24 protein-coding genes and 4 pseudogenes are annotated in these 23,917 nt (G+C 63.9%); 11 read left to right on the forward strand and 17 right to left on the reverse strand.

Features of this window, described 5'->3' with window-relative positions; all coding sequences use genetic code 11:
* Window positions 1-49: 49 nt before the first annotated feature.
* From DJ70_RS15215 to DJ70_RS15230, 4 genes are all read left to right on the forward strand, one after another.
* Window positions 50-1,480, forward strand: coding sequence for a sugar transferase (locus tag DJ70_RS15215; protein ID WP_094534461.1), 1,431 nt, complete (start codon window positions 50-52; stop codon window positions 1,478-1,480).
* A gap of 50 nt (window positions 1,481-1,530) precedes the next feature.
* Window positions 1,531-2,439, forward strand: a complete 909-nt coding sequence (locus DJ70_RS15220; RefSeq protein WP_094534463.1) for an NAD-dependent epimerase/dehydratase family protein — start codon at window positions 1,531-1,533, stop codon at window positions 2,437-2,439.
* 147 nt (window positions 2,440-2,586) lie between these two features.
* On the forward strand, window positions 2,587-4,647 hold the full coding sequence (locus DJ70_RS15225; protein WP_094534465.1) for a hydantoinase/oxoprolinase family protein: 2,061 nt from the start codon (window positions 2,587-2,589) through the stop codon (window positions 4,645-4,647).
* Window positions 4,644-6,278, forward strand: coding sequence for a hydantoinase B/oxoprolinase family protein (locus DJ70_RS15230; protein ID WP_218827816.1), 1,635 nt, complete (start codon window positions 4,644-4,646; stop codon window positions 6,276-6,278). Before DJ70_RS15225 ends, DJ70_RS15230 begins: the two co-directional genes overlap by 4 nt.
* Window positions 6,279-6,558: 280 nt before the next feature.
* Here the strand turns inward: DJ70_RS15230 and DJ70_RS17640 are convergent, their stop codons facing one another.
* The 4 genes from DJ70_RS17640 to DJ70_RS15250 all read right to left on the reverse strand — a co-directional run bounded on the left by DJ70_RS17640 (window position 6,559) and on the right by DJ70_RS15250 (window position 9,395).
* Window positions 6,559-6,705 (reverse strand): hypothetical protein, encoded by a 147-nt coding sequence (locus DJ70_RS17640; protein ID WP_218827817.1) that lies wholly within the window; start codon window positions 6,703-6,705, stop codon window positions 6,559-6,561.
* The gene (locus DJ70_RS15240) at window positions 6,702-7,052 is read right to left on the reverse strand and encodes a MarR family transcriptional regulator (protein WP_094534467.1); all 351 of its coding nucleotides are present in this window, start codon (window positions 7,050-7,052) and stop codon (window positions 6,702-6,704) included. The genes DJ70_RS17640 and DJ70_RS15240 overlap by 4 nt, the downstream gene beginning before the upstream one ends.
* Window positions 7,053-7,207: 155 nt before the next feature.
* Window positions 7,208-8,140, reverse strand: a complete 933-nt coding sequence (locus DJ70_RS15245; protein ID WP_094534469.1) for an NAD-dependent epimerase/dehydratase family protein — start codon at window positions 8,138-8,140, stop codon at window positions 7,208-7,210.
* Window positions 8,141-8,249: 109 nt separating this feature from the next.
* Complete coding sequence (locus tag DJ70_RS15250; protein ID WP_094534471.1) at window positions 8,250-9,395, reverse strand: NAD(P)/FAD-dependent oxidoreductase; 1,146 nt, start codon at window positions 9,393-9,395, stop codon at window positions 8,250-8,252.
* A 181-nt stretch (window positions 9,396-9,576) separates the two neighbouring features.
* On the opposite strand from DJ70_RS15250, the gene DJ70_RS15255 reads away from it, so the two are divergent.
* Both DJ70_RS15255 and DJ70_RS15260 read left to right on the forward strand, forming a co-directional pair.
* Window positions 9,577-9,870 carry a nucleotidyltransferase family protein gene (locus tag DJ70_RS15255; protein ID WP_066414377.1) on the forward strand — a complete coding sequence of 98 codons (294 nt, stop codon included), beginning with the start codon at window positions 9,577-9,579 and terminating at the stop codon, window positions 9,868-9,870.
* Window positions 9,867-10,205, forward strand: coding sequence for a HepT-like ribonuclease domain-containing protein (locus DJ70_RS15260; protein WP_094534473.1), 339 nt, complete (start codon window positions 9,867-9,869; stop codon window positions 10,203-10,205). The genes DJ70_RS15255 and DJ70_RS15260 overlap by 4 nt, the downstream gene beginning before the upstream one ends.
* A gap of 14 nt (window positions 10,206-10,219) precedes the next feature.
* Here the strand turns inward: DJ70_RS15260 and aglF are convergent, their stop codons facing one another.
* Complete coding sequence (gene aglF / locus DJ70_RS15265) at window positions 10,220-10,984, reverse strand: UTP--glucose-1-phosphate uridylyltransferase AglF (protein WP_094534475.1); 765 nt, start codon at window positions 10,982-10,984, stop codon at window positions 10,220-10,222.
* Window positions 10,985-11,101: 117 nt separating this feature from the next.
* On the opposite strand from aglF, the gene DJ70_RS15270 reads away from it, so the two are divergent.
* The 4 genes and pseudogenes from DJ70_RS15270 to DJ70_RS17870 all read left to right on the forward strand — a co-directional run.
* Window positions 11,102-11,347 (forward strand): UPF0175 family protein, encoded by a 246-nt coding sequence (locus tag DJ70_RS15270; protein WP_094534477.1) that lies wholly within the window; start codon window positions 11,102-11,104, stop codon window positions 11,345-11,347.
* Window positions 11,259-11,834, forward strand: coding sequence for a DUF3368 domain-containing protein (locus DJ70_RS17865; protein WP_245810871.1), 576 nt, complete (start codon window positions 11,259-11,261; stop codon window positions 11,832-11,834). Before DJ70_RS15270 ends, DJ70_RS17865 begins: the two co-directional genes overlap by 89 nt.
* A gap of 78 nt (window positions 11,835-11,912) precedes the next feature.
* A pseudogene (locus DJ70_RS15280) lies at window positions 11,913-14,132 on the forward strand (nucleotide sugar dehydrogenase); the annotation flags it as partial.
* Window positions 14,133-14,135: 3 nt separating this feature from the next.
* Window positions 14,136-14,630: pseudogene (locus DJ70_RS17870) on the forward strand (UDP binding domain-containing protein); the annotation flags it as partial.
* 186 nt (window positions 14,631-14,816) lie between these two features.
* On the opposite strand, the gene DJ70_RS15285 reads toward DJ70_RS17870, so the two are convergent.
* The 10 genes and pseudogenes from DJ70_RS15285 to DJ70_RS15330 all read right to left on the reverse strand — a co-directional run bounded on the left by DJ70_RS15285 (window position 14,817) and on the right by DJ70_RS15330 (window position 21,468).
* A complete protein-coding gene (locus DJ70_RS15285; protein WP_094534483.1) occupies window positions 14,817-15,209 on the reverse strand; it encodes an HVO_A0114 family putative DNA-binding protein in 393 nt (130 codons plus the stop codon).
* Between the two features lie 51 nt (window positions 15,210-15,260).
* Entirely contained in the window at window positions 15,261-15,557 is a 297-nt protein-coding gene (locus DJ70_RS15290) for a toxin-antitoxin system TumE family protein (protein WP_094534485.1), read from the reverse strand.
* 174 nt (window positions 15,558-15,731) lie between these two features.
* Window positions 15,732-16,017, reverse strand: a pseudogene (locus DJ70_RS15295) (NAD-dependent epimerase/dehydratase family protein); the annotation flags it as partial.
* Between the two features lie 104 nt (window positions 16,018-16,121).
* Entirely contained in the window at window positions 16,122-16,457 is a 336-nt protein-coding gene (locus DJ70_RS15300) for a type II toxin-antitoxin system PemK/MazF family toxin (protein WP_094534487.1), read from the reverse strand.
* Entirely contained in the window at window positions 16,454-16,804 is a 351-nt protein-coding gene (locus DJ70_RS15305) for a MarR family transcriptional regulator (protein WP_094534489.1), read from the reverse strand. Before DJ70_RS15305 ends, DJ70_RS15300 begins: the two co-directional genes overlap by 4 nt.
* A 187-nt stretch (window positions 16,805-16,991) precedes the next feature.
* On the reverse strand, window positions 16,992-17,645 hold the full coding sequence (locus DJ70_RS15310; RefSeq protein ID WP_094534491.1) for a hypothetical protein: 654 nt from the start codon (window positions 17,643-17,645) through the stop codon (window positions 16,992-16,994).
* The gene (locus DJ70_RS15315) at window positions 17,638-17,877 is read right to left on the reverse strand and encodes a hypothetical protein (protein WP_094534493.1); all 240 of its coding nucleotides are present in this window, start codon (window positions 17,875-17,877) and stop codon (window positions 17,638-17,640) included. The genes DJ70_RS15310 and DJ70_RS15315 overlap by 8 nt, the downstream gene beginning before the upstream one ends.
* The gene (locus DJ70_RS17550) at window positions 17,874-20,630 is read right to left on the reverse strand and encodes a helix-turn-helix transcriptional regulator (protein WP_245810872.1); all 2,757 of its coding nucleotides are present in this window, start codon (window positions 20,628-20,630) and stop codon (window positions 17,874-17,876) included. Before DJ70_RS17550 ends, DJ70_RS15315 begins: the two co-directional genes overlap by 4 nt.
* Before the next feature lie 47 nt (window positions 20,631-20,677).
* On the reverse strand, window positions 20,678-21,154 hold the full coding sequence (locus tag DJ70_RS15325; protein ID WP_094534495.1) for a hypothetical protein: 477 nt from the start codon (window positions 21,152-21,154) through the stop codon (window positions 20,678-20,680).
* Complete coding sequence (locus DJ70_RS15330) at window positions 21,151-21,468, reverse strand: PadR family transcriptional regulator (RefSeq protein ID WP_094534517.1); 318 nt, start codon at window positions 21,466-21,468, stop codon at window positions 21,151-21,153. Before DJ70_RS15330 ends, DJ70_RS15325 begins: the two co-directional genes overlap by 4 nt.
* Before the next feature lie 493 nt (window positions 21,469-21,961).
* On the opposite strand from DJ70_RS15330, the gene DJ70_RS15335 reads away from it, so the two are divergent.
* On the forward strand, window positions 21,962-22,189 hold the full coding sequence (locus DJ70_RS15335) for a MarR family transcriptional regulator (RefSeq protein ID WP_321169301.1): 228 nt from the start codon (window positions 21,962-21,964) through the stop codon (window positions 22,187-22,189).
* 537 nt (window positions 22,190-22,726) lie between these two features.
* Here the strand turns inward: DJ70_RS15335 and DJ70_RS18075 are convergent.
* The gene (locus DJ70_RS18075; RefSeq protein WP_394338461.1) at window positions 22,727-22,924 is read right to left on the reverse strand and encodes a hypothetical protein; all 198 of its coding nucleotides are present in this window, start codon (window positions 22,922-22,924) and stop codon (window positions 22,727-22,729) included.
* Between the two features lie 172 nt (window positions 22,925-23,096).
* A pseudogene (locus tag DJ70_RS18080) lies at window positions 23,097-23,657 on the reverse strand (NAD-dependent epimerase/dehydratase family protein); the annotation flags it as partial.
* Between the last annotated feature and the right edge of the window lie 260 nt (window positions 23,658-23,917).

Below are 23,917 nucleotides of genomic sequence, written 5' to 3' on the forward strand. Positions count from 1 at the left end.
ACCCGTGACTTCACAGTATTTTTATCATTTCGGTCGGTACATGTCTTCGATGCTCTCCGGATGGCGGTATCGGCTCGAAAGCGTCGCCGGCGTCGCGCTGTTGACCGTGATCGCGGTCACGGTCGCGAACAGTGCCGTCGTTCACGGGCTGTTGGGTCGGCTTCCGGTCGTCGGTCGACTGGCGGCGGACGCGCCGATGGGGACGGAGCTGCTGTTCGAGATCGCCACGACGGTGGTCGTCGTCACCGCCGCCTTCGTGCCGTTGTACAAGCCGCGGCCACGGCGCATCCTCGACACCGTCGCGCTCGCCCAGAAGCGGGTCATGGTCGCGATGTTCGCGCTCGCGGCCGTGGGCTACTTCGATTACACCTACCGCCTCCCGCGGACGACGCTCATCGCGATCACGCCGGCGTTGCTCGTTCTCCTCCCCGCGTGGTTCGTGTGGATCCGGCGGCGGCCGAGCACCGAGACGGATCGGGTGATCGTCGTCGGCGACGACCCCGCGGAGATCGAACGGCTCGCCGGCGACGTGGACCTGCCCCTGCTCGGCTACCTCTGTCCGACGAGCTCGTTCGATTCGATCGCGGGATCGGGCGAGCCGCGGGCGGTCGCGACCGCGGTCGCGGACGGTGGGGCGCAGATCAGGGGGTTGGATCGGCTCGGGGGACTCTCGCGCATCGAGGACGTGCTCGTCGAGTACGACGTGGACACGGCGGTGCTCGCCTTCGAGCACACCGATCGCGCGGAGTTCTTCGGCGCGCTCGACGCGTGCTATGAACACGGGGTCGCGGCGAAGGTCCACCGCGAGCACTCCGACCGGGTGTTGACCGGCGACGACGACGTGGGGACGCTCGTCGACGTCGACGTCGAACCGTGGGACGTTCAAGACCACATCCTGAAGCGCGGTTTCGACGTGGCGTTCTCGCTGTCCGGATTGCTCGTCTTGAGCCCGGTCATCGCGGGGATCGCCGCCGCGATCAAACTGGAGGACGGCGGGCCGATCCTCTACAGCCAGGAGCGAACGGCGGTGTTCGGCGAGACGTTCGAAGTATATAAGTTCCGGTCGATGATCGAGAACGCCGAAGAGCTTTCGGGCGTAAAGATCAGCGACGAGGATGAGGGAGAGGTCGACCCTCGGGTGACACGAGTCGGTCGTGTGCTCCGGCAGACTCACCTCGATGAGATCCCACAGCTGTGGTCCGTGCTGAGAGGAAATATGAGCGTCGTCGGTCCACGACCGGAACGTCCCGAGCTCGACACCGATATCCAGACGGGTGTCATCGATTGGCGGAAACGCTGGTTCGTGAAACCTGGATTGACGGGGGTAGCACAGGTCCACGACGTGACGGGTGCGGAGCCGGACAAGAAGCTTCGATACGACCTCCAGTACGTGAAACGACAATCATTCTCATACGATCTGAAACTGATCGTACGGCAGATCTGGAAAGTACTTGCCGACGTCGTCGAAGCGGTTCGGTGACGTAGTTCCGACTTCGAACGAAACTTACGGCTGACCCGTGACTGTATGGTATGAATACGCCGACTGGGCGCTCGATCCTCGTCACTGGTGGCGCGGGATTCATCGGAAGCCATCTCGTCGAAGCCCTGGCTGATGACAACGAGGTGGTCGTCCTCGACGATCTTTCCGGAGGACGTCGTGAGTGGGTTGACGATCGGGCGACACTAATAGAGGGGGACGTTCGCGAGGATCAAACCGTCGCCGATGCTGTCGACGGTGTGGATCTGATCTTCCACCAAGCCGCGAACGTGAGCGTCGAGCGATCGATCGACTCACCTGTCGACAGTCATGAAACGAACGTCGACGCGACGCTTTGCCTGCTTGAGCACGCTCGCCGAGAGAACGCTCGGTTCGTTTTCGCATCCAGCGCGGCGATCTACGGTGATCCGGAGACGATGCCGATCGAAGAGGCAGACTCGAAGCACCCGTCTTCTCCATACGGACTCGAGAAACACACGGCCGACGAATACTGTCGACTCTATCACGAGCTTTACGGAGTTGAAACGGTTGCGCTTCGATACTTCAACGTCTATGGCCCTCGACAACGCGGCGGACAGTACAGTGGTGTCATCGACGTGTTCCTCGATCAAGCCGTCCGCGATGAGGATATCACGGTCCACGGAGACGGTAATCAAACTCGTGATTTCGTTCACGTGAATGACGTCGTCGCTGCGAACTGCCTTGCTGCGACGAACGGAACGCCCGGTGAGGCGTATAACGTCGGAACGGGCGAAAGTATCCGCATCGTCGAACTGGCACAACTAGTTCAAGAAACGACTGAAACGACGTCGGATATCACTCATACCGCCGCTCGTGACGGGGATATCGATCGAAGTCGTCCCTCGATCGAGAAGGCGCGAACTGATCTGGGGTACAGGCCGAGTCGTTCACTCGAGAACGAACTGAGTTCCCTTCGGTAAGTAAGTCCGATCGAAGTCGGTCTTCCGAAGCGTTTAGTGTGGGTTCGGAGTGAAGTGAATCCGAACACGTTCGTCACAATGAACCACACACGACACACAGGCGAGAGTCCGGAGGCGACGGCGGGCCACACCGCCGGGGGGGCATAGATGGGCGTACGACGGATCGGCGTCGACGTCGGCGGCACGTTCACTGACGTGGTGCTGGCGCTCGACGGCGAGCTCGTGACCGCGAAGGTCCCGAGCACCGACGACCAGAGTGAGGGGGTGATGGCGGGTATCGAGAAGGCGTGTGCGGCGGCCGGGATCGACCCCGAGAGCCTCACGGAGTTCTCACACGCGATGACGGTCTCCGTCAACGCCCTCCTCGAGGACGCCGGCGCGCGGACCGCGCTCGTCACGACGGAGGGGTTCCGGGACGTCCTGGAGATCGGCCGGCAGGACCGCCCGTCGCTGTACGACCTCGACGCCGAGAAGCCGACGCCGATCGTCCCCAGACGCCGTCGCTTCGAGGTGGACGAGCGGGCGACCGTCGACGGGATCGAGCGCTCCGTCGACGACGAGGAGGTGCGCGCCGTCGCGGCGGCGATCCGCGAGACCGACGCCGAGTCGGTGGCCGTCTCCCTGCTTCACGCCTACGCACACCCGGCGAACGAGAAGCGCGTCGCGGCGGTCCTCCGCGAGGAACTCGACGTGCCGGTGTCGGCCTCCCACGAGGTGCTCGCCGAGTTCCGCGAGTACGAGCGCACGTCGACGACGGCCGTCGACGCCTACGTGCGGCCGGCGATCGATCGCTACGTGGGCCGGCTCTCGGAGCGGGCACGCGACCGCGGCGTCCCGCAGCCGCGGATCATGCAGGCGAACGGGGGGATCACGGACGCCGACACCGTCAGGCGAAACGCCGTGACGACCGTCCTCTCGGGGCCCGCCGCGGGCGTCGTGGGCGCCAGCGAGATGGCGGCCGCGGGCGGCGAACCGGACCGAACCGACGAAGCCGGCCTCGTCACCTTCGACATGGGCGGGACCTCGAGCGACGTGAGCCTCGTCCGGGACGGCGCGGCCGAACGGACCACCGAGGGGGTCATCGCCGACCGGCCGATCCGGACGCCGATGGTCGACGTCGAGACGGTCGGCGCGGGCGGCGGGTCGATCGCCTGGGTGGACGCGGGCGGCGCGCTCCGCATCGGGCCGCGTTCCGCGGGGGCCGACCCCGGTCCGGCCTGCTACGGGAAGGGAGGCACGGAGCCGACCGTGACGGACGCGAACCTCGTGTTGGGGTACGTCGGCGCGAGCACCAGCCTCGGCGGCGAGCTGTCGCTCGACGCGGACGCCGCCCGCGACGCCCTCGCCGATCTGGCCGCGGAGGCCGGGATGGAGGGGCCGCTCGCGGCCGCCCGCGGCGTCCATCGCGTCGCGAACGCGAACATGACTCGCGCGATCCGGTCGGTGACCGTCGAGCGCGGGTACGACCCGCGACGGTTCGGGCTCGTCGCGTTCGGCGGGGCGGGACCGATGCACGCGGTCGCGATCGCTGACGGGCTCGACATCGGGCGCGTGGTGATCCCGCGGGCCTCCGGCGTCCTCTCGGCGTACGGGCTGCTCGCCGCCGACGAGAAGCGCGACGCCGTCCGAACCCTCCAGCGACCCCTCTCGTCGGCCGACCCGGACGACGTCGACGACGTGTACGGCGCGCTCGGCGAGGAGCTCCTGGCCGAGGTGAGCGACCGCGACGCGGCGAGCGTCCGGTACGCCGCGGACCTGCGGTACGCCGGCCAGAGCTTCGAGCTCACCGTCGACGTCGATCGTCCCTTCGACCCCGCGGCGGCCGGCGAGGCGTTCGGGGCGGCCCACGAGTCCGCCTACGGCTACCGGGTCGACGAGCCGGTCGAACTCGTGAACTGCCGCGCGACGGCCACGGTTCCCCGGAGCGCGCCGGCGGTCGAGTACGACGCCGCCGGCGACGCGCGGAAGGGCACCCGCGAGGCGGCGTTCGGCGAGAGCGACGGGGCGACTGCCGGCCACGACGGTGAGACGACCGCCGACGTCGTCCGCGACACGGCGGTCTACGACCGGGGCCGGCTGCCGCCGGGCGAGACGTTCGCGGGGCCGGCGGTCGTCGAGGGCGACGAGAGCACGGCCGTGGTTCCGCCGGGCTGGGACGTGCGGGTGCGTGCGGACGGCGCGTTGATCGCGGAGGTGACCGAGTCGTGAGCGATGACGGAACGAACTCCGACCCCCGTCGCGCCGGCGACGCGATCGATCCGGTGACCCTGGAGATCCTCCGCAACCAGCTCGAGAGCGTCGCCACGGAGATGGGTCACGTGCTCATCCGCGGGGCGTACTCGCCGAACATCAAGGAGCGACAGGACTGCTCGACCGCGCTCTTCGACGCGTCGGGTCGGATGGTCGCACAGGCCGAACACATCCCGGTCCACCTCGGCGCGATGCCGGACGCGGTGGAGACGGTCCTCGAGAAGGACCCGAAGCCGGGCGACGTGTTCGTCCTCAACGACCCGTTCGCGGGCGGAACTCACCTCCCGGACGTCACCCTGGTGTCGACGATCGCGCCCGAGGGCGAGGTGATCGGCTTCGCGGTGTCGCGCGCGCACCACGCCGACGTGGGCGGGAGCGCGCCGGGGAGCATGCCCGCGGGGGCCCGCGAGATCTTCGAGGAGGGGCTCCGGCTGCCCGCGGTCCGCCTCGTCGACGGCGGCGAGCCGAACGAGGCGGTCCGCGAGCTGATCCGCGCGAACGTCCGGACGCCTGACGAGCGCGAGGCCGACCTCCGCGCGCAGCGCGCCGCGAACGCGCGGGCCGAGGAGCGTGTCGGCGAACTGCTGGAGGAACACGGGTCGACGCTGCTCGACGCCTTCGACGCCGTCATCGACTACTCGCGCGAGCGCGTCGAGGCCGAACTCGCCGCCCTCCCGGACGGCACCTACCGGGCGCGGGACGTGCTCGAGGGCGACGGCGTCACCGACGAGGACGTGCCGATCGAGGCGGCCGTCACGGTCGACGACGCGTCGATCGCCGTCGATTTCGACGGCACGGCGGACCAGGTGACGGGCAATCTGAACGCGCCGCTGTCGGTCGCGAAGAGCGCGGTCTACTTCGTCGTCCGGGCGATCACCGACCCGGAGATCCCGCCGAACCACGGCTGTTACGAGCCGGTGTCGGTGTCGGCACCGGAGGGATCGTTGCTCGATCCGAACCCGCCGGCGGCGGTCGTCGGCGGCAACGTCGAGACGAGCCAGCGCGTCACCGACGTCACGCTCGCGGCGCTCGCCTCGGCCGTCCCGGACGCCGCGCCCGCGGGCGGGCAGGGGACGATGAACAACCTGATCATCGGCGACCGGGCGGGCGAGTTCACCTACTACGAGACGATCGGCGGCGGCTTCGGGGCGCGCCCCGGCAAGGACGGCATGGACGGCGTCCAGGTCGGGATGACGAACACGCTCAACACGCCCGCGGAGGCGATGGAGACCGAGTACCCGCTCCGCGTCGAGCGCTACGCGTTGCGTCCCGGAAGCGGCGGCGACGGCCGGCAGCGCGGCGGATTGGGGCTCGAACGGACCGTGGCCGTCGAGACCGACGTCACCGTCTCGCTTCTGACCGAGCGCCGGCGGACGGCCCCCGCGGGGCTCGCGGGCGGCGCGGACGGCGCTATGGGGAAGAACCTCGTCGACGGCGAGCCGGTGCCCGCGAAGGCCTCCGTCGACGTCGCGGCCGGATCGACCGTCTCGATCCTGACGCCCGGCGGCGGCGGCCACGGCGACCCCGAAGAGCGCGACCCGGAGGCACGGGAGCGCGACCGGCGCGACGGGAAGGTCGAGGAGGAGTGAATCGAGAAAAACGAGAGAAGACCGACGGACGCCCCGTCCGCATCGAAGTACGTTCCACATTGAGATCGACGTGCTCCGCGCGCGTCGGTTGAAACTAGGACGTGATGTACGCCACGACTCGGTCGACCGCCCGATCAACGACGTCTTGGCGGAGGGTTCCCTGTCGATACTCCATCCACTCCGTTTTGACGGCGTTCACGGACCACGGCATGATCGAACTCGACTCGGGAGCTCCCCCGTCCGTCCAGTGGGCGGGCTCGAGCGGGATCCGTTCGTCGTGCTACGTTCGTGTGGTTAATGCGAGCGCGACGTACTGGCCGCCGTGAAACGGCGTCCCATCGGTACTGATGACGAGGAACGGACGACCCGTCGACTCGTCTTTGAACGGGTCGGTCGCAACCACGACGTCCCCGCGTTCCCAGCTCATTCGGACCGGTTCGCCGCAGCGTGCTCCCGCCACTCATCGAGATCCTCCGCGCCGAGCCGCTCGTCCAACGCGTCCATGTCCCGGTGAAATCGAAACGCGTCCCGGACCGTTTCCTCGTCGCCGATCGCCCAGTAGTCCCCCTTGTGCTCGAGGAGGTGCCGTTCTCGGAGTCGACGAAGCACGGTCCCGATGGAGGTCTTCTTCACCCCCGTGGCCTCCGCGATCTCGGAGGGCGTGAACGCCTTGTCGTCGTTCCGGTAGAGGAACCGGACGACTCTCTCGCCGTTCGTCACCCCCGTGAGCTCCTCGTCGTCGGCCTCGGTGAACGTCTCGATGTCGATCGGCATGGTTGTCAGTACTGTCTCCAGTGTCATAATCGTTCTCTCGTCACCACACTCGACCGGTGGACGGAACCCGATCGGCATCCGGCCACGGTTACGTTCGGCTGATCGGCGTCTACTGGGCGATCCGCTTTTCAGTGTTCTCGGACTCCGGGCAGTCGTTAGTTCGTCTCTGTCGCGTCCTTGAGATAGGGTCGACAGACGCGTTCGACGCCCTCCTCGAAGCTGATCCGGGGCTCCCAGCCGGTGGCGTCGTGGAAGGTGGAGTAGTCGGCCATGGTGTCGTGGACGTAGCCGTCGAAGGGACACTCGACGTAGACGGGGTCGACGTCGGTGCCGAGCGCGTCGTTGATCATGTCGACCATCTCGTTGAAGGAGTAGGCCTCCTGGGTGCCGACGTTGTAGACGCCGGTGAGTTCGTGATCCGCGGCGAGTTCGCAGGCGCGGGCGACGTCGGAGACGTGGGTGAAGTCCCGCGTCTGGCTGCCGTCGCCGAAGAGTTCGGGGGCCTCGCCGTTCGCGATGGCGTCGGCGAACTGCGCGACCGTGTTGGCGTACTCGCCCTTGTGTTGTTCGTTGCCGGCGAAGCCCTGGTACACCGAGAAGAAGCGCAGGCCGGCCACGTTCATGTCGTAGTGGTTGGCGTAGTACTCGGCGTAGCGTTCGCGGGCGAGTTTGGAGGCCTCGTAGGCGGTGTGGGCCTCGACGTCCATGTCGACGGGCGACGGTTCGGTCCGGCTGCCGTAGATCGAGGAGGTGGAGGCGTAGACGACGGTCTCACAGCTCTTCTTGCGGGCGCGCTCGACCGTGTTGATGAACCCCTCGACGTTGACGCGGCAGCCGCGCTGGGGGTTCTCCTCGTGCATGTTGCGCGAGGAGAGCGCGGCGAGATGGAAGACGACGTCGACGTCGGCGGGATAGTCGTCCTCGAGGACCGAGGCCTCGACGAACTCCACGTCGGCGGCGAGGTTCTCGGGCGTGCCGAGGTAGGTGTCGTCGACGGCGATCACGTCGTTGTCGCTCGCGAGGCGGTTCGCGAGGTTCGAGCCGATGAAGCCCGCGCCGCCCGTGACGAGGACGCGCTTGTCGTTCATGTGACGGGATTCTCGGAGATGGGGGTTTAGCGCTTCGGTTCGGTTTGGTTCGATCCCGAATCGTGAACGCCTCTCGAACCGGCGAGAGTCGCCAGTCTTCGAGACACGGCTACCCCGAGCCGTCCGCGAACCGCGAAGCCGAGACGGCGTCCGGGATCGACTTTCCGTCGAGGATCCGGTCCGCGACGACCCTCCCGCTGTAGGGCCCGAGCGTGAGTCCGGTCGCCCCGTGGCCGGTCGCGAGGTGTGCGCCCTCGACGCCGGGGACGGGTCCGAGAACGGGGACGCCGTCGGCACAGACGGGACGAAGCCCGACGCGGTGCTCGATCACGGTCGCGTCGTCGAGGCCGGGCGCGACCCGGAGCGCCTCCTCGAGCACCTCCCGCAGGCCGCCGGCCGTGACCCGCGGATCGAAGCCGCTCCCGGCCTCGCGGGTCGCGCCCGCGACGAGGCGGCCGTCCGGCCACGGGACGATGTAGTGATGCCGGAATCCCTCCAGGATCGGCCACGACCCCGTCTCCGCGTCCGGCAGGTCGAGATGGACGATCTGGCCGCGCTTGGGCTCGACGGGGATACCGATCCCCAGGTCGCCGCCGAACGCGGACGACCACGCGCCGCCGGCGATCACGACTCGATCGGCGTCGATCCCCGAGCCGTCGGCGGTCTCGACCCCGGTGACCTGGGGGTCTCGGCCGCCGGGTCGATCTCGAGTGCGGATCCGGGTCACGTCGCGCTCGGCGGTCTCGAGGCCGTGGTTCCGCCCCGCCTCGCGGAGCGCCCGCGCGAAAGTCCGCCCGTTCACGCGCGCGGCGTCGGGAACGTGGAAGGCCCGTTGTGGCTCCGCGAGTTCGGGGACGCGATCGGTCGCCGTCGCTGGATCGATCGCCTCGATCTCGGGGAGTTCGTCGCGACGCGCCTCGATCCGGGCGGTCGCCTCCTCGTAGGGGACGATCTCGTCGTCGTCGACCGCGGCGGCGATCAGGCCCACCCGGCCGTAGCTCGTGTCGCTCACGCCGTCGGATTCGAGCCGGTCGACGAGGCCTGGGTAGTAGTCGCCGGCGTCGGTCGCGAACGCGAACCAGTCGTCGTCCGCGGTGCGGCTGCTCGTGCCCGGCGAGACGATACCCGCGCCGGCGCTCGTCGCCCGCCCTGCGTCGCGGCGGTCCACGAGCAGCGTCTCGACTCCTTCGCGGGCCAGGTGGTACCCGACCGAGGAGCCGACGATTCCGCCGCCGACCACGACCGCGTCGTACATGGTGTGGAGGGTCGAGCGCGGCTCACAAGGCGTTTCGGGTCACGGAAGCTGACTACCCGGTGTACTTCCGATATCGCTCCCGTTGGCCCTCGATGACGTTCATTCGGCGACGAGTGTGAAGAGCGGGGACCCTCCTCGAACGTCCGTAATATAATTAGCCAGCGCAACCGTAGCGTGAGCCATGCCCTCGACCGAGGATATCCCCACGCGGCTCGCGCAACTCAAGCCGCAGCTCGAGCGAGAGTATCCGATCAGCGAACTGGGGATCTTCGGCTCGTATGCGCGCGGTGAACAACGGTCCGATAGCGACCTCGACGTGCTCGTCGCGTTCGATCAACCGGTGACGCTGTTCGATCTCGTTCGGTTGGAGAACGAACTGACGGACGAACTCGGCGTCGAGGTCGATCTCGTGACGAAAGACTCGTTGAAGCCGCGGATCGAGGCTCGCGTCACTGACGACTTGGTCTACGTATGAGGGAGGTGGTGGACTACCTCGATGACATCCTCGACGCCGTCGAAAAGATTCTCCGATTCACGAACGGGATGGACTACGAGGCGTTCGTTGAAGACGAAAAGACGGTCGACGCCGTCCTTCGAAACTTCGAGGTGATCGGCGAAGCAGCGAAGAACGTTCCGGACGATATCCGTCACGAGTACAGTACCGTACCCTGGTCCGAGATGGCCGGTATGCGTGACAAGCTGATCCACGGGTACGCAACCGTCGAACTGTGGATCGTCTGGACGACGATCGAAGAGGAACTTCCAACTCTAGAAACACAGGTCGAGTCGGTCCGAGCCGAGTTCGAGTGACGGAATCGTGTACTCTACGCGTCGGACTCGACCGTCTCCTCCGCGGACTCGTCGGGGTCGGCCTCGGCCTCGTCGCTGAGGCGGCGTTCGGCCTCCTCGCGATCCTCGGGGTAGCCCACGTCGATGCGCCAGCCGTCGAGGCCGATGGCGTCGATGGTGCGGCCCGACTGGATGAGGAGATCGACCGCGTCCGAGATCTCGTACTCGTCGCGGTTCGAGGGCTGGACGAGGTGACACGCGTGGAAGATCGCGGGCGAGAACGTGTAGAAGCCGGTCATCACGAGGTTGCTCGGCGGGTCCTCGGGTTTCTCCACGACGTCCGTGATCTCGCCGTACTGGTTGGTGTCACAGACGCCGTACCGGCTCGCCTCCTCCCACGGGACCTCCTCGACGAGGAAGGCGGCGTCCGCGCGGTCCTCGCGCTGGCGGCGGACCACGTCCTTGAGGTTCGCCTCGAAGACGTTGTCGCCGAGGATGAGCATGAAGTCGTCGTCGATGTGCTCCTCGACCGTCAGGAGGGCGTGTGCGAGCCCCTTCTGCTCGCGCTGGTGAGTGTAGGTGATCGGGACGCCCTCGTACTCGTCGCCGTAGTGGTCGATGATCTGCTCTTTCATGTAGCCGACGACGACGATGAGCTCGTCCGCGCCCAGATCGATGAGCTGGTCGAAACAGTAGGTGATGAGCGGCTTTCCGTTCACTTCGACCATCCCCTTCGGCTTGTCATCGGTCAGGGGTCGGAGACGCGTGCCCTTGCCGGCCGCGAGTACGACGGCTTTCATTGGACGGTCCTTTCTGTCATAGGTGTATAAGGATTCTGTCTTCGGGGATCGATCGTTTCCACACAGACGTTTATCGAACGGCCAAACACTCAATACTTGACGCGTTCACCTTCGAACATGGCTAGCATCGAGATCGACGACGACGTGTACGACGCCGTACAGCTTCCGGAGGGTGAGCGATCCCAGGAACTGAAACGGGAACTCGCCGTCTCGCTGTACGCACGCGGCGTCCTCTCGTTCGGCAAGGCTCGCGCGCTGGCGGAGGCGTCCAAACGTGAGTTCCACGAACTCCTCGGCGAACGTCGGATCCCACGCCACTACACCGAAGCGGAGCTCGCCGAGGACGTCGAGTATGCCCGATAGGAGGGTCGTCGTTTCGGACACCTCCCCACTGCTCAACCTCTCGCTCATCGGACGGCTCGACCTCCTCGAATCGCAGTTTGCCGAGATCACCGTGCCGACTCAGGTCTGGGGAGAACTCACCGACGGAGCGGAAGGTGTAGACGCGCTTCGCGACCTGCGCAAACGAGAATTTCTCACGCTGGTCGAGGTGGACCGTACCGACCTATTCGTCGAGATCCATCACGAGCTGGATCTCGGCGAGACGGCGGCGATCTGTTGTGCTATCGAACGCGATGCCGACCTCGTATTACTCGACGAACGCGACGGTCGACGGGTCGCCCGCAGGCACGACCTATCCCTCACTGGTGTGATCGGTGTACTGCTCCGCGGTGCCCAGGCGGGCGATCTCGATCTAGAGGCGGAGCTCACCGCGCTCCGCGAGGCCGGATTCTGGATCTCCGACGACCTCTTTTCGACCGTGCTCGACCGTGCGGACGATTCGACGTGAGTGGCGCGTCCGTATTCCGACCCGGACGAGCGAACCGCGACCCCGCGGTTTTTGTCCTCGCTTCCCGTCGTCTCGTCCATGAACGTCAACGTCGTCGGCAGCGGCTACGTGGGAACGACGCTCGCCGCCTGCCTGGCGGAGATGGGCCACGAGGTCACGGCCATCGACATCGACGAGTCCGTCGTCGAGACGATAAACGAGGGTCACGCACCGCTTCACGAGCCCGGCCTCGACGACCTGCTCGCAGCGCACGTCGGCAGCCGGCTGCGAGCGACGACCTCGTACGACGACCTCGCGGACGCGGACCTCACGTTCCTCGCGATCGGCACCCCGTCGAACCCCGACGGGAGCATCGATCTCGGTCCGCTGTCGGCGGCGGCGGAGATGGTCGGCGAGGCGCTCTCCGGTCTCGACGGCGACCGTGAGCACCTCGTCGTCGTGAAGTCGACGATCACGCCGCCGGGTCTCGAACAAGTTCGAGAGGCGCTCGCGACCGGGCTCGGTGACGGGGCCGGCGAGGTGGAGCTCGCGACGAACCCGGAGTTCCTCCGGGAGGGAACCGCCGTCTCGGACTTCCGGAACCCGGACAAGATCGTCTTCGGGACGGCGTCGGCGTCGGCGCTCGCGACGTTGGAGGATCTGTACGCGCCGCTGATCGAATCGACCGACAGCCCCGTCGTCCGGACGGACCCGGAGACGGCGATGCTGATCAAGTACGCCAACAACGCCTTCCTCGCGACGAAGATCTCGCTCGCGAACGACCTCGGGAACGTCAGCAAGGAGTTCGGGCTCGACGCCTACGAGGTGATGGAGGCGGTCGGGCTCGACGACCGGATCGGCGAGCGGTTCCTGCGGTCGGGGGTCGGCTGGGGCGGGAGTTGTCTCACCGGTGATCAACGAGTATTGGCGAAAGACGACGACGGAACTCGATTCCTGACGTTCGAGGAGTTCTTTGGGCGATACGTGAACGAGGAGACCGAAAGTGTGGATGACGTCTCCGTGCTCAGTTACGACGAGAGCGGAAACGGCACGTTCAAATCAGTTCTCGAGGCAACTCGCCGCGAATATGATGGCGAATTGTGTCGAATCAGAACCAAGATGAACAAGGAAGTGACGGTTACGGACGACCATCCGATGCTCGTCGTTGATGGCGATGATGTCCTCGTTCGAACGGCTGGATCACTGACGGAAACGGACCGAATTCCGGTGTACACGGACATCACTGTCGATCCGATTGGTCACTTCGATCTGATCGATCTCGTCGTTGGCGATCCGGATCTCCCGGCCGAGAAGGTGTATCTCAAACCGACGTTCGACCTCGCTGATAAAAAATCCCATCTACGGAACGTCCTCGAGGAGTACAATCGACGACAGAGCTACGATCGCGTCCGCGAGTTCTGCCGCAAGAATTACCTTCCGCTCGACGTGTTCCTTGAGTTCGAAAACCAACTCGACTTTGATCGGGGAGACGTCTCGCTATACACCACTATTGGTGGCGGACAGACCTACGTCCCGGCGATCATCCCCGCTAATGAGGCGTTCTGGCGGTTCGTGGGCTACTATCTCAGCGAAGGACACATCAACGACGATGACTCTGGACACGGATCAACGACGCGTCGACGCGTCATACTGAGTTTCCATCCTACGGACGAACCCGAATACGTTTCGGACGTTGAGTCGTATTACGAATCGTTAGGAATTCGGTACACTACGAGCCGGCGAGACACGACGAGACAGATCGAGATATCGAGCCGAATATTCGCTCGGTTTATCGAAGATCTCGGTTGCGGGACGGGCTCTTATTCAGCTGCGCTTCCGGACGTAGTCTATCAGGAACCAGTACCGCACCGAAAGGCCGTTCTGTCCGGTCTGTTCCGCGGTGACGGCCACATCGCATATCCGAAGCATTCGAACGCCGTCGTCTACGATTACGGATCCGTCAGTGAGGAGTTGATCGCCGGCATGCAGCTGCTGTTACACAGTATCGGGATCGTCCCGAGTTATAAGACGTCGCAGTCAGCCAAATCGACGACGCCAGCACACTTCCTTCGGGTGAGTTCCAAAGAACAGATCGACGAACTCAAAGATCTGTTTCTCGACGCTGACGTGGCGAAGATCGATCGACGGCTCGACAACTATGCGAAATCGATCGCACCTACCGGCCACACCGACGGGGGTACACACACGACGGTTCGTGTCCGGGACATCGAGACGATCGACTCGGAGGAGCCGATTCCCGTGTATTCACTAGAAGTCGCGGACACTCACACGTTCGTCACAACTGACGGGCTCGCAGTCCACAACTGCTTCCCCAAAGACGTCGACGCGCTTCGCGCCGCGGCCCGAGAACAGGGCTACGAGCCGCCTCTCCTGGAGGCGGCCGTCGAGGTGAACGACCGGCAGCCGGAGCGCCTGCTCGCGCTGCTCGACGAGCACGTCGACGTCGCGGGCGAGCGCGTGGCCGTCCTCGGGTTGGCGTTCAAGCCCGGCACCGACGACGTGCGCAACTCGCGGGCGATCCCCCTGATCGAGGGGCTGGTGGAGCGCGGGGCGGCGGTCGTCGGCTACGACCCCGTCGCGACCGAGACCATGCGGGAGGTCTTTCCGGACGTCGAGTACGCGGACTCGGCCGCGGACGCGCTCGCGGGCGCGTCGGGCGCGGTCGTCGCGACCGACTGGGACGAGTTCGCGGCCCTTGACGAGGCGTTCGACGCGATGGCCGAGCCCGTCGTCGTCGACGGTCGGCGGATCATCGAGCGGCGCGAGGGGATCACCTACGAGGGGCTGACCTGGTAGGTCGGTCCTCGGTGGGTGCGTTGTGAACCGGGATACGGTGATCGCGGCTTCTCGGATCGGGTCGGGATCCCAGCCGGTAGCCTCGCGGAATTTGGAGTAGTCGGCCACCATGTCGTGTACGGAGCCGTCGATAGGGTACTCGACGTAGACAGGGTCGACATCGTTAACACCGGTTTTGCCCGGCACTCAGGCGTTCGCCTTGCTCCGTCCCGATACGGTCGTGAGCGGGAGGTCCGCGTCGATTTCGTCGTACCACACCACCGGGCGTTTCGCACTGCCGTTCTCCTCGAGCTCGATGACCCCGTAGTCGGCGAGCTCGTTCACGTTGTCGAGGACGTCCGGTGGATTTCGATCGACGAGGCGTGCGAGTTCACGGATGCTCTCCGGCTCGTGTTCAACGATGGCCTCTAAGAGTTCGAGGTTGGTCGACCGGAAGACGCGACCGAACGTCTCGAGGTTCTCGATCGACAGCGTCGTCTCGCCGGGTTCGACGTCCTCGCCGACGTCGATCGCTTCGAGCCGTTTCTCGAGGTCGCTACGATCCGGAGACTCGATCCGGACGTGGAGTGTTCGGGTCATGATGTGGGGGTGGAGTCGTGATCATTCGTCAGTCACCGTACTCGAGAGGCGTCACCAGTCGGCACGTTTCCCTGCCGGGAGTGCCGCCCGCCACGCGCGGAATATCTCGGCAAGTCCGGGGTAGTCGATCTCGAACGTTTCCGACCCCAGGTGGAGTTCATGGACGCCGTGGTGGTTATCGAACCGGATGATCGGGTCCGTCGCGCCGGCTTCGCCGTAATGGTAGGAGTACTTGATTCCCTCCTCGAATCGCTCCGAGGTGGGAACCGAGAGCACGCGCACCCGGGCGACGGTCCCATCGGCGTAGGCTTCGATCTCGTCTTCGAGCACGGTGACGTCATCGCTCATCCACACGCGTGTTGACGTGGAGCGTCCGGATAAGTGTTAGCGATAACCCTAACACAGAACGCATCGATATGAGTCCGGACCTCGTGAGATCAGGGAGAACACCGCTGAGCAGTCACGAGCAGTTCGAAACGGCCCCGCTTTCCCCGCCTCGTTCGTCCTGGGAGCGTCGGCCTCGCGGGAGGGCGCACGGACGCGCTCGACGCCCTCCCGGAAGTCGATCTCGGGCTCCCAGCCGGTGGCCGCGCGGAACGTGGAGGCATCGGCCATGGTGTCGTGGACGTAGCCGTCGAAGGGGCACTCGACGTAGACAGGGTCGACGTCGGTGCCGAGCGCGTCGTCCATCATCGCGACGGTCTCGTCGAAGGAGTAGGCCTCCTCGGTGCCGACGTCGTAGACGCCGGTGGGCTCCTCGTCGGCGGCGAGCTCGCAGGCGCGCGCGCGAGTCCGCGACATGGGTGAATCTCGGTACCACGCGAGCGTATCGGATGTCGATACCTGGAGTGATGACCACGACGTGACCACGACCACAGTGACGTACACGAGTCTCTCGCTGTCGTTTCGGAACTAGGACGTCAGGTACGTCACGACGCGATCAACCGCTCGATCCACGACGTCCTCGTGGAGCGTCCCCTGTCGATAGTTCACCCACTCCGTTCTGACGGCGCTCACGGACCACGGCATGATCGAACTCGACTCGGGGGCACCCCCGTCCATCCAGTGAGCGTCCTCGAGCGGGATCCGTTCGTCGTGCCACGTTCGCGTGGTCAGTGCGAGCGCGATGTACTGTTCGCCGTGAAACGGCGTCTCGTCCGTACTGACGACGAGGAACGGACGACCCGCCGACTCGTCGTCTCTGAACGGGTCGGTCGCGACCACCACGTCTCCACGTTCCCCACTCATTCGGATGAATTCGTTGCGGCGTGATCTCGCCACTCTTCAAGATCTTCCGCACCGAACTGCTCGTCTAAAGCGTCCATATTACGGTGGAACCGAAACGTATCCCGGACCGCTTGCTCGTTGCCAATCGCCCAGTAGTCACCCTTGTGTTCGAGAAGATCTTGTTCCTCGAGCCGACGAAGCACGGTACCGATGGAGGTCTTTTTCACTCCGGTAGCATCCGCGATCTCGGAAGGGGTAAACGCCTTGTCGTTGTTCTGGTAGAGGAACCGGACAACCCGTTCTGCGTTCGTCACCGCCGTGAGTTCCTCGTCGTCGGACTCGGTGAAGGTCTCGATGTCGATTGGCATAGATGTCACTACTGTCTCTAGTGTCATAACCCTTCTCTCGACACCTGGCTTAGGGGTCGACGATGCGGATCGGGGCTCTGAGTGAGTCATTGTCGATTTCGAGGTCAAGTCAAAATGGTCGTGATTGCCAAAACGTCACTACGGAAAATATGACGTGAACGCCTCGCGCTTTAGGACGCGGAGAGCGTCAATCGAACTCGTAGTCGCTGTCGTAAGCGCTGACGTACTCGTCGTTGCCCGTTCTGTCTGGCACATAACACGGGCTTGTCCCACCAGCGAAAAACACCGGCGCCTCGATATCGACGGTGCTCTGCCGGCTCACTATTGACGGCACGTGTTCGCGCAGTTCCCTCACCCAAGGTTCTCGGCGGGTACGGAACGTTCCCACGGGTGGTCGATGCTCCGTGAGCGGCGGCAGCCCGTCTTTCTCGAGATCCTCGATGGTGAGGATGCGGACATCGAGCTGTTGGGCGAGCGCCCACGCCGAGGCGGTGACGCCTCTGGCCACGACGAGGACGGGCATTGCGCGAGCCAGTGCGGCCCGGTGGGAGATTGCGGCGACAGCGTCGCGACCGACGAGGGTTGTGTGCCAGTCTTTACACTCACCAACGATGAAATCGTCCGGCTCGTTTCGTGGGGATTGTCGGCGCGCGAGGACGTCGGTTTCAAGCCCGAAGAGTTGCTCGTTGCGGGCGGTGAGATACCCCCACGTTTCGAGTGCGTCAGCGAACTTCCCTTCGAGCCAGCGCCCGTTCGTGGGGTCATGGTCCGTGGGTGTCTCCTCGCGATTGCGACCCCCGACGTCTGGGATCTCCTCGCGGTCTTTGGGGTCGTCACTCATCGGTGACCTCCGCGTTGGCGGCGTCTCTGGCTGTCTGTTCGAGTGCGCTCGCAACTGTGTGCGCCTCTGTTGCTGTGAGAGTCACGTACGTCGTCCCCCACTGCCCGCTGAAGGCGAGTCTGACGACTGACGCATCGAACTCATCGCGGTCGATTTGGATTGTGGCCGACTTGTGGGTGACTGGGTGGTCGCGCGTGACCGTTGTTTCGAGATCGAGTGTCGGGGTGGTCATTGTGTTTCACCCCCTTGCTTCGAGTGGAGCGATGGTGTCTCGGTACGGTGGATTGCTGTGGGTTGGTGGGTGCCTCTCTGTGGGCTTGGGTGATCGGGGGCTATGCTGTCTGTGTTCATCGGACGGCTGGTGTCGTTGTACATGAGGTGTGGTGTGAACAGGGCTGTCCAGGCGTGGGCGCTGCGTTGGCTGGCCCACCTGCTGGTGTGGCTGCACACGCGTTCTGTGAAGGTTGTCTGTCGGTGCGCCAACAGCGGGGTTGAGCGAACGTCTGCGGGAGTTGTGTCCGTGGTGGTCCACCGTCTGTGGCCGTCGAGGTGGACAGGTTGAACGCGTTCAAGCTCGCTGACGGCGCTGATTCGGCGATCGTAACTGCTTGCCGAGATGCCCGATTGGTTGATGAGCTCACTACGGCCACACGGCTGGGCTGCTCGCAGGAGTGTGGCGTACAGTTTGGTCGCGGTGGGCGGCAGATCCGGCCGAAAGCGTGTCGGCGAGCGGGTGGCCGCTGCGCGTTCGACCTCCGCAGGCGTCGGCGTCGGTGACTCGTTCAGCGCGCCCAAGAGGCTCGCCACGACGTCGTACGGACACGCTCGGTGGGTGTCCGCCGGGCTGAACGAGCGCAGACACAGCCGCACGAGCCGCTGTCGCTCGCGGGGTGTCCACTGCACGTCGTGGGTCATCGCAACTCTCTCTATTGCCCGCCGGATGGCGGGGTAAGTCGTCCCGTCGACGACGGGGATTTTGAGGGGTGGTGCGTGTTCGGTGCCGTCGGCGATTGTTTCTCGGACATCGGAGAGTTCTCCTCTGAGCGCCGTGGTGATCTGCTCGCCGAGGTCTGTGACAGTCGGCCCGGCAAGCACCCACGACATGGTGAGATCCAACTGTGTGTCGGGCGCAACCTCGTAGGGGAGTCGCCGGCGTAGCTTTGCGGGCCGGTCTTCGAACAGCATGCGGTAGCCTGCGTGAATTCCGTAAACAGACTGTTTGGGGACTGTCTTGGCGAGAAACGTACAGAGATCTTGGAGTTGGGTGGGGTTGCGTGTGAGTGCGTCAGTATCCGGGAGTCTAATGGTGGTCGTGAGCTCGAGGCCGGCTGCGTGATACAGCTGGGTGGCTGAGGCGATTAGGCCGTGGAGATCGGCGAAGAGGGTGGCGCGGGCGGCGGTGTCGTCGCTGGCTGTGAGTTCGGCGACTTTCGCGAGAAGCCGATCTCGAACCGTGGTGATTCGCGCACGCCACGCGCCGTAAGTAGTTTCAGCGTCGCTGTACCAGCCGACTTGGTGGCCACGGCGCAGGATGCGCTCGACGGGATACGCCTGGGTGTCAGCGATCGCTTCGAACTCATGGCCGAGTCGTGATGGGGAGAGGATCTTCGAGAGCGCTTTCTCGCTGAGTAAGGCTCCCGCGAGACGTCCCAGCGTTGCGAGGGGGCCACCCCACTGGAGCACGACGTGGGTTTGATCGTTGGTGTGGCTGAGGTACGCAACGCGGCCGTCGTCGAATGGGTGTGGGTGGTCGTCGACGAGGGTGATGGCGTCGTCGTGGGCAACGGTGGTGAATCGTTTGTGGAGGGAGGCGTTTTCAGGACCAGTGAGCCACTGGACGTACTCGGCGTCTCCCTCTGGACTACCGGTTGCGGCCACCCACTCGTCGGGCGTCGGTGTCTCTTCTCCTTCTCGGCGGGGCGACACTGTACTTGTAGATTCCTGAGGGGTCCCAGTAAGACGCTCATCGAGTCGGCGCTGATTCGGGTGGATGAGGTCGTCGGTGTCGTCGAGACACTCGTGTACGGCCAGTTTGCCGAGGTCGGTGAGCTGGACCGTGTTGTGCTTCCCACAGCGGTCGACAGTGACTAACTCACGGTCCTCGAGATCGAGGATATACCTACTAATGGTGCCCTCGGCGATGTCGATCGCGTGGTCGGTGGTGAGATCTCGGTAGCTCTGGGCGTACTCGTGGTTGAGGTTTCCGAGGAGCCGGCGTTTTCCCGGTTCGGTGTCGAGGTCACGGATGGCCTTCCAGGCGGTCTCGACAGTTCGGATGTGGTCGGTGTGAGGGGACCCATCCCGGCTGCCAGTAAGATCGAGGTGGCACTCACTCCACTTTGGATACCGCTTCACAAGGTGTCGGCGGACTCTGGGAGAGGCGACGACTCTCACGTCGAACCCATTAGCAAGAACGGCGATCGCCGCGAGTGCGCGGACGCCCGTGCGGCGGTCCGTAAGGGAAGTCCACGCGTCGCCGTCTAACAAGAGGGTGAAGGTGGTCGGGTGGGCGTCGAGTTCGCGATGGAGTGCGACCGGCCCTTTCGCGAGCGCGCCGAGGTCGGCGTTAATTGGCCCGCGCCCCGTGCCGATGCTAGTGACGGTGTCGGTGAGATCAGCGTGTCGCTGTTGGTGGTACGGACTGAGCGAACTGCTGGGTTCATCTCCGTAGGTGAGCGCGAGTGTCGTGATGGCGCGGGTGTATGCGACGGCTTCGGCGATGTCGTCGGTCCACGGTTCGTTCGTCTGTTGCCACGCTGGCAGGATTTCGGCGAGGAGCTGAGAGCTCGTCTGCCACGGATCCGTAGTGGCGTGCTCGCGGATGATCTTCTCAGTCTGTGGCCGGAGTTTGTCTAGGAGCGTTGGGACCCACTCGGTCAGCCGGGGTGAGACTGCTGGACAGGTGATCCCCTCGGTGGAGATGTCCGTGGCGTGGCTGACGAGCCGGACCCCTCGCTTGCGGGCCGCAGGCTGGTGTGTTTTCATAGCCGATCACCTGCTGGTGATGGGCTGATGGGTCAGATCGGCCAGCATTACTCCGACCCCCCGCGTGGACAGCCACCATCAGAACGGGCGTGTTCTCGAACCGCCGTGAGAAGCGGGGTTGGTTCTTCCTGTGGCGGGTCGGTTGGGTCTCGTGGTGTCGGGGCGTCTGGGTGGACGTGTGGGTCGGCGGTCGTCGTGGGGCTCGTGACGACTGGGGTCGGATCGAGGAAGACGAACGTTGTCGATTGCGTTTGGGTGTTTGAACACGTCCCGATGTGGCCCGTGAGGACGTATTCGCGAACACCACGGGTAAAGACGGTCGGGTGTTCGTGGACATCTGATCCACACATGATGTAGCCGATCGCGTACGCGGGCTCGCCGGCCGCGCGGTAGGCGTAGGCGGTGATGTCGTTGCCTTCGTGGAGGGGGTGGCCACAGACTTGGCAGATCGGGTTGTTCGTGTCGAGTGAGATGCGCGTGAGTTGGGTGAGGTCTGCGGCCCGTGGGTCGTTGGAGCGCGTCATTCGCGGCCTCCTGAAACGTTGTGAGTGCCGGCTTGCCACGCCTGGCGCGCGGAGAGTGCGCGGCGGCCCGACTCGGTCAGTCGGTACTCGGTCGTGTCGTGGGTGTGTTTGGTGACGAGGTCGAGTTCGATGAACTCCTCGAGAGTGTCGCAGACTCGGGTGTGGTCGACTCCGTCAGTGTAGTAGTCGGTGAGCGCGTGGTGGAGTGGACGGCTCCCGCTGGGGCCAGTCTGAGAGAGTACCCAGAGCAGGTCGCGGTGGGTAGCTGAGAGGTTGGCGAGCGAGGTGGCGTTTCTCTCGGTGGGGCTAGACATTGTGCCCCTCCACGGTGTCCTCATCGACGCAGCGTGTTGCAGCACACGTGCTACAGAGTGGGATGTCGAGGGCGGCGTCGTAGCCGTCGGCTGGGTTGGGACACAACCTACAGCCGGAGCTGTTACTGTTCGATCCGTCAGTCGTCTCGCAGGGCTTAAGCCCCGCAGTTGCCAGTATTAGCATGGTTCTGTGATCGGGCACAGAACCCGTCCCGGCTGGGTGTTGGAGCACCGCGGCCGGGGTTTCTACACTTTCTCGCGAGCCGAGGGTTCGTCACTCGGGTTCCGTATAACACCAGTTGGCCTCCAGTAACATATAATTAACGATAGTATTTGATATGTGCTTTGTACTGTCTATAAGTGCTATTCGTCCGTACTATAGACTGTGATATTGGATATGTGCTCTATGAGGCACTCAGGCAAGTGGATGACTTCTCTTGACGATCGAATTTTAGAGTTCCTTCATGAAAATAAGCCGACAACACCCACGAAGATGACTACAGAGGCATCTCTACCTTACTCTAGACAGCATGTTGATCGGCGGTGTAAGAAACTGGATGAGGAGGGTCTCCTCGAAAGCTTAGGCAATGGTGTCTACATGATCACCGAAGACGGTGAATCATATCTCAAAGGACATCTAGATACTGAAAATTGGCGGTATATGGATGAAGATGGTGATGACGATGATGATTTGACTGAAGACACTGGTACGGACAGCTAAACGATGGTTCTCTGAATCTGTGTGGATTACGCTGGATTGGCAGATCACGCTTAACCAATAGTGAATCCATATGGTGGTACTTGCTGATTAATATCGTTTTGTTTGACTCAGCTCTCGGGGACCGAACTTCTGCGGATCAGATCTACTCACCGACGTAAACTACGTCGTCAACCCCTTTTGTGGGTACTGTTTAGACATCCAGTAGATCGTATCGGCGATCGTTTCGGTTAAAATCGGTACGTCGCTCACGTGTAGAACCACTCTACACTCGGACATATCCAGTTCGAGTACAAAACGTCGTCATAGGTGATAACTAGGCGGTCCTCCGAGTTCGTATACTGGCAAAGTTCTCAGTCGGACGAGCTCCTCCCGAACTTAGTGAGGTCATCGACGTGTTTGACGTCATTACCGTAATTTCGGTGCCTGTGGACGATCCGGTACTTCGTCACTGCCATGTGACGGCGTATCTGTGCCGACAATAAAATTCGAGCATAGAACTCGTTCTCTCAGCGAGAGACACCTCGTGTCGCGTCCCGCCTAGTTCGTCACGGGAGCGTCAGTCTCGCGGTAGGGCGCACAGACGCGTTCGATGCCCTCCACGAAGTCGATCTCGGGCTCCCAGCCGGTGGCCTCGTGGGACTGCGAGTAGTCGGCCATCGTGTCGTGGACGTAGCCGTCGAACGGGCACTCGATGTACTCCGGCTCGATGTCCGTGCCGAGCGCGTCGTTGATCATGTCGACCATCTCGTTGAAGGAGTAGGCCTCCTCGGTGCCGACGTTGTAGACGCTGGTGAACTCCTCGTCGGCGGCGAGCTCGCAGGCGCGCGCGACGTCCGCGACTGGGTGAATCGCGCGTCTGGCTGCTGTCGCCGAACAGCTCTGGGGCCTCGCCGCGGGAGATGGTGTCCGCGAGCTGCGCGACAGTGTTGGCGTACTCGCCTTTGTGTCCCTCGTTGCCGGCGAAGCCTTGGTAGACGGAGAAGAAGCGCAGGCCCGACATATTCATGTCGTGGTGGTTGGCGTAGTACTCGGCGTAGGCTCGTGGGCGAGCTTCGGTGCCTCGTAGGCGGTGTGCGCCTCGACGGCCATGCTCGTGCGAGGGCTCGGTGCGGCTCCCGTAGGTGGAGGAGGTGGTGGCGTAGACGACGGTGTCACAGCTCTGGTTGCGGGCGCACTCGACCGTGTTGACGAACCCCTCAACGTTGACGCGGTAGCCGCGCTGGGGGTCCGCCTCGTGTATGTTCCGCGAGGAGAGCGCGGCGAGGTGGAAGACGGCGTCGACGTCGGCGGGGTAGTCGGTTTCGAGGACGGACGCCGCGACGAATTTTACTTTTTCGTCGAGGTTGTCCGAGCCGCCGAGGTAGCAGTCGCCGCCGGCGATCATGTCGTTGTTGGGCGCGAGGCGGTTCGCGAGGATCGAGGCGATGAAGCCCGCTCTGCCCGTGACGAGGACGCGCTTGCCGTTCATAAATTAATTCCGATATAATTGTCATCTATTCATTTTTGCGTGCTGAAAGAGGCAGGCTATGGAATAGGATATCATAGAAATATTCAAATCATCGTTTTTTTTTTCTAAATATAAAATGTAAACGACTCGCTGTAGGCGGTTAATAATAAATTGTACCCAGGCAATGGCGGGATATCATCTACATCCGTGGAAAGTTGATTAAAATACTATCTCAGATTAGTGTCTGTACAATCTACAAACTAATACTGTCAGCTAAATAT

This window comes from Halorubrum halodurans, from assembly GCF_002252985.1.
Classification (GTDB): Archaea; Halobacteriota; Halobacteria; order Halobacteriales; family Haloferacaceae; genus Halorubrum; species Halorubrum halodurans.

Coding starts and splice junctions, on each gene's coding strand:
- DJ70_RS15215 (WP_094534461.1), top strand. CDS start 50: ATGCTCTCCGGATGGCGGTATCGGCTCGAAAGCGTCGCCGGCGTCGCG.
- DJ70_RS15220 (WP_094534463.1), top strand. CDS start 1,531: ATGAATACGCCGACTGGGCGCTCGATCCTCGTCACTGGTGGCGCGGGA.
- DJ70_RS15225 (WP_094534465.1), top strand. CDS start 2,587: ATGGGCGTACGACGGATCGGCGTCGACGTCGGCGGCACGTTCACTGAC.
- DJ70_RS17640 (WP_218827817.1), bottom strand. CDS start 6,705: ATGAGCTGGGAACGCGGGGACGTCGTGGTTGCGACCGACCCGTTCAAA.
- DJ70_RS15240 (WP_094534467.1), bottom strand. CDS start 7,052: ATGCCGATCGACATCGAGACGTTCACCGAGGCCGACGACGAGGAGCTC.
- DJ70_RS15245 (WP_094534469.1), bottom strand. CDS start 8,140: ATGAACGACAAGCGCGTCCTCGTCACGGGCGGCGCGGGCTTCATCGGC.
- DJ70_RS15250 (WP_094534471.1), bottom strand. CDS start 9,395: ATGTACGACGCGGTCGTGGTCGGCGGCGGAATCGTCGGCTCCTCGGTC.
- DJ70_RS15255 (WP_066414377.1), top strand. CDS start 9,577: ATGCCCTCGACCGAGGATATCCCCACGCGGCTCGCGCAACTCAAGCCG.
- DJ70_RS15260 (WP_094534473.1), top strand. CDS start 9,867: ATGAGGGAGGTGGTGGACTACCTCGATGACATCCTCGACGCCGTCGAA.
- aglF (WP_094534475.1), bottom strand. CDS start 10,984: ATGAAAGCCGTCGTACTCGCGGCCGGCAAGGGCACGCGTCTCCGACCC.
- DJ70_RS15270 (WP_094534477.1), top strand. CDS start 11,102: ATGGCTAGCATCGAGATCGACGACGACGTGTACGACGCCGTACAGCTT.
- DJ70_RS15285 (WP_094534483.1), bottom strand. CDS start 15,209: ATGACCCGAACACTCCACGTCCGGATCGAGTCTCCGGATCGTAGCGAC.
- DJ70_RS15290 (WP_094534485.1), bottom strand. CDS start 15,557: ATGAGCGATGACGTCACCGTGCTCGAAGACGAGATCGAAGCCTACGCC.
- DJ70_RS15300 (WP_094534487.1), bottom strand. CDS start 16,457: ATGAGTGGGGAACGTGGAGACGTGGTGGTCGCGACCGACCCGTTCAGA.
- DJ70_RS15305 (WP_094534489.1), bottom strand. CDS start 16,804: ATGCCAATCGACATCGAGACCTTCACCGAGTCCGACGACGAGGAACTC.
- DJ70_RS15310 (WP_094534491.1), bottom strand. CDS start 17,645: ATGAGTGACGACCCCAAAGACCGCGAGGAGATCCCAGACGTCGGGGGT.
- DJ70_RS15315 (WP_094534493.1), bottom strand. CDS start 17,877: ATGACCACCCCGACACTCGATCTCGAAACAACGGTCACGCGCGACCAC.
- DJ70_RS17550 (WP_245810872.1), bottom strand. CDS start 20,630: ATGAAAACACACCAGCCTGCGGCCCGCAAGCGAGGGGTCCGGCTCGTC.
- DJ70_RS15325 (WP_094534495.1), bottom strand. CDS start 21,154: ATGACGCGCTCCAACGACCCACGGGCCGCAGACCTCACCCAACTCACG.
- DJ70_RS15330 (WP_094534517.1), bottom strand. CDS start 21,468: ATGTCTAGCCCCACCGAGAGAAACGCCACCTCGCTCGCCAACCTCTCA.
- DJ70_RS15335 (WP_321169301.1), top strand. CDS start 21,962: ATGACTACAGAGGCATCTCTACCTTACTCTAGACAGCATGTTGATCGG.
- DJ70_RS18075 (WP_394338461.1), bottom strand. CDS start 22,924: ATGATCAACGACGCGCTCGGCACGGACATCGAGCCGGAGTACATCGAG.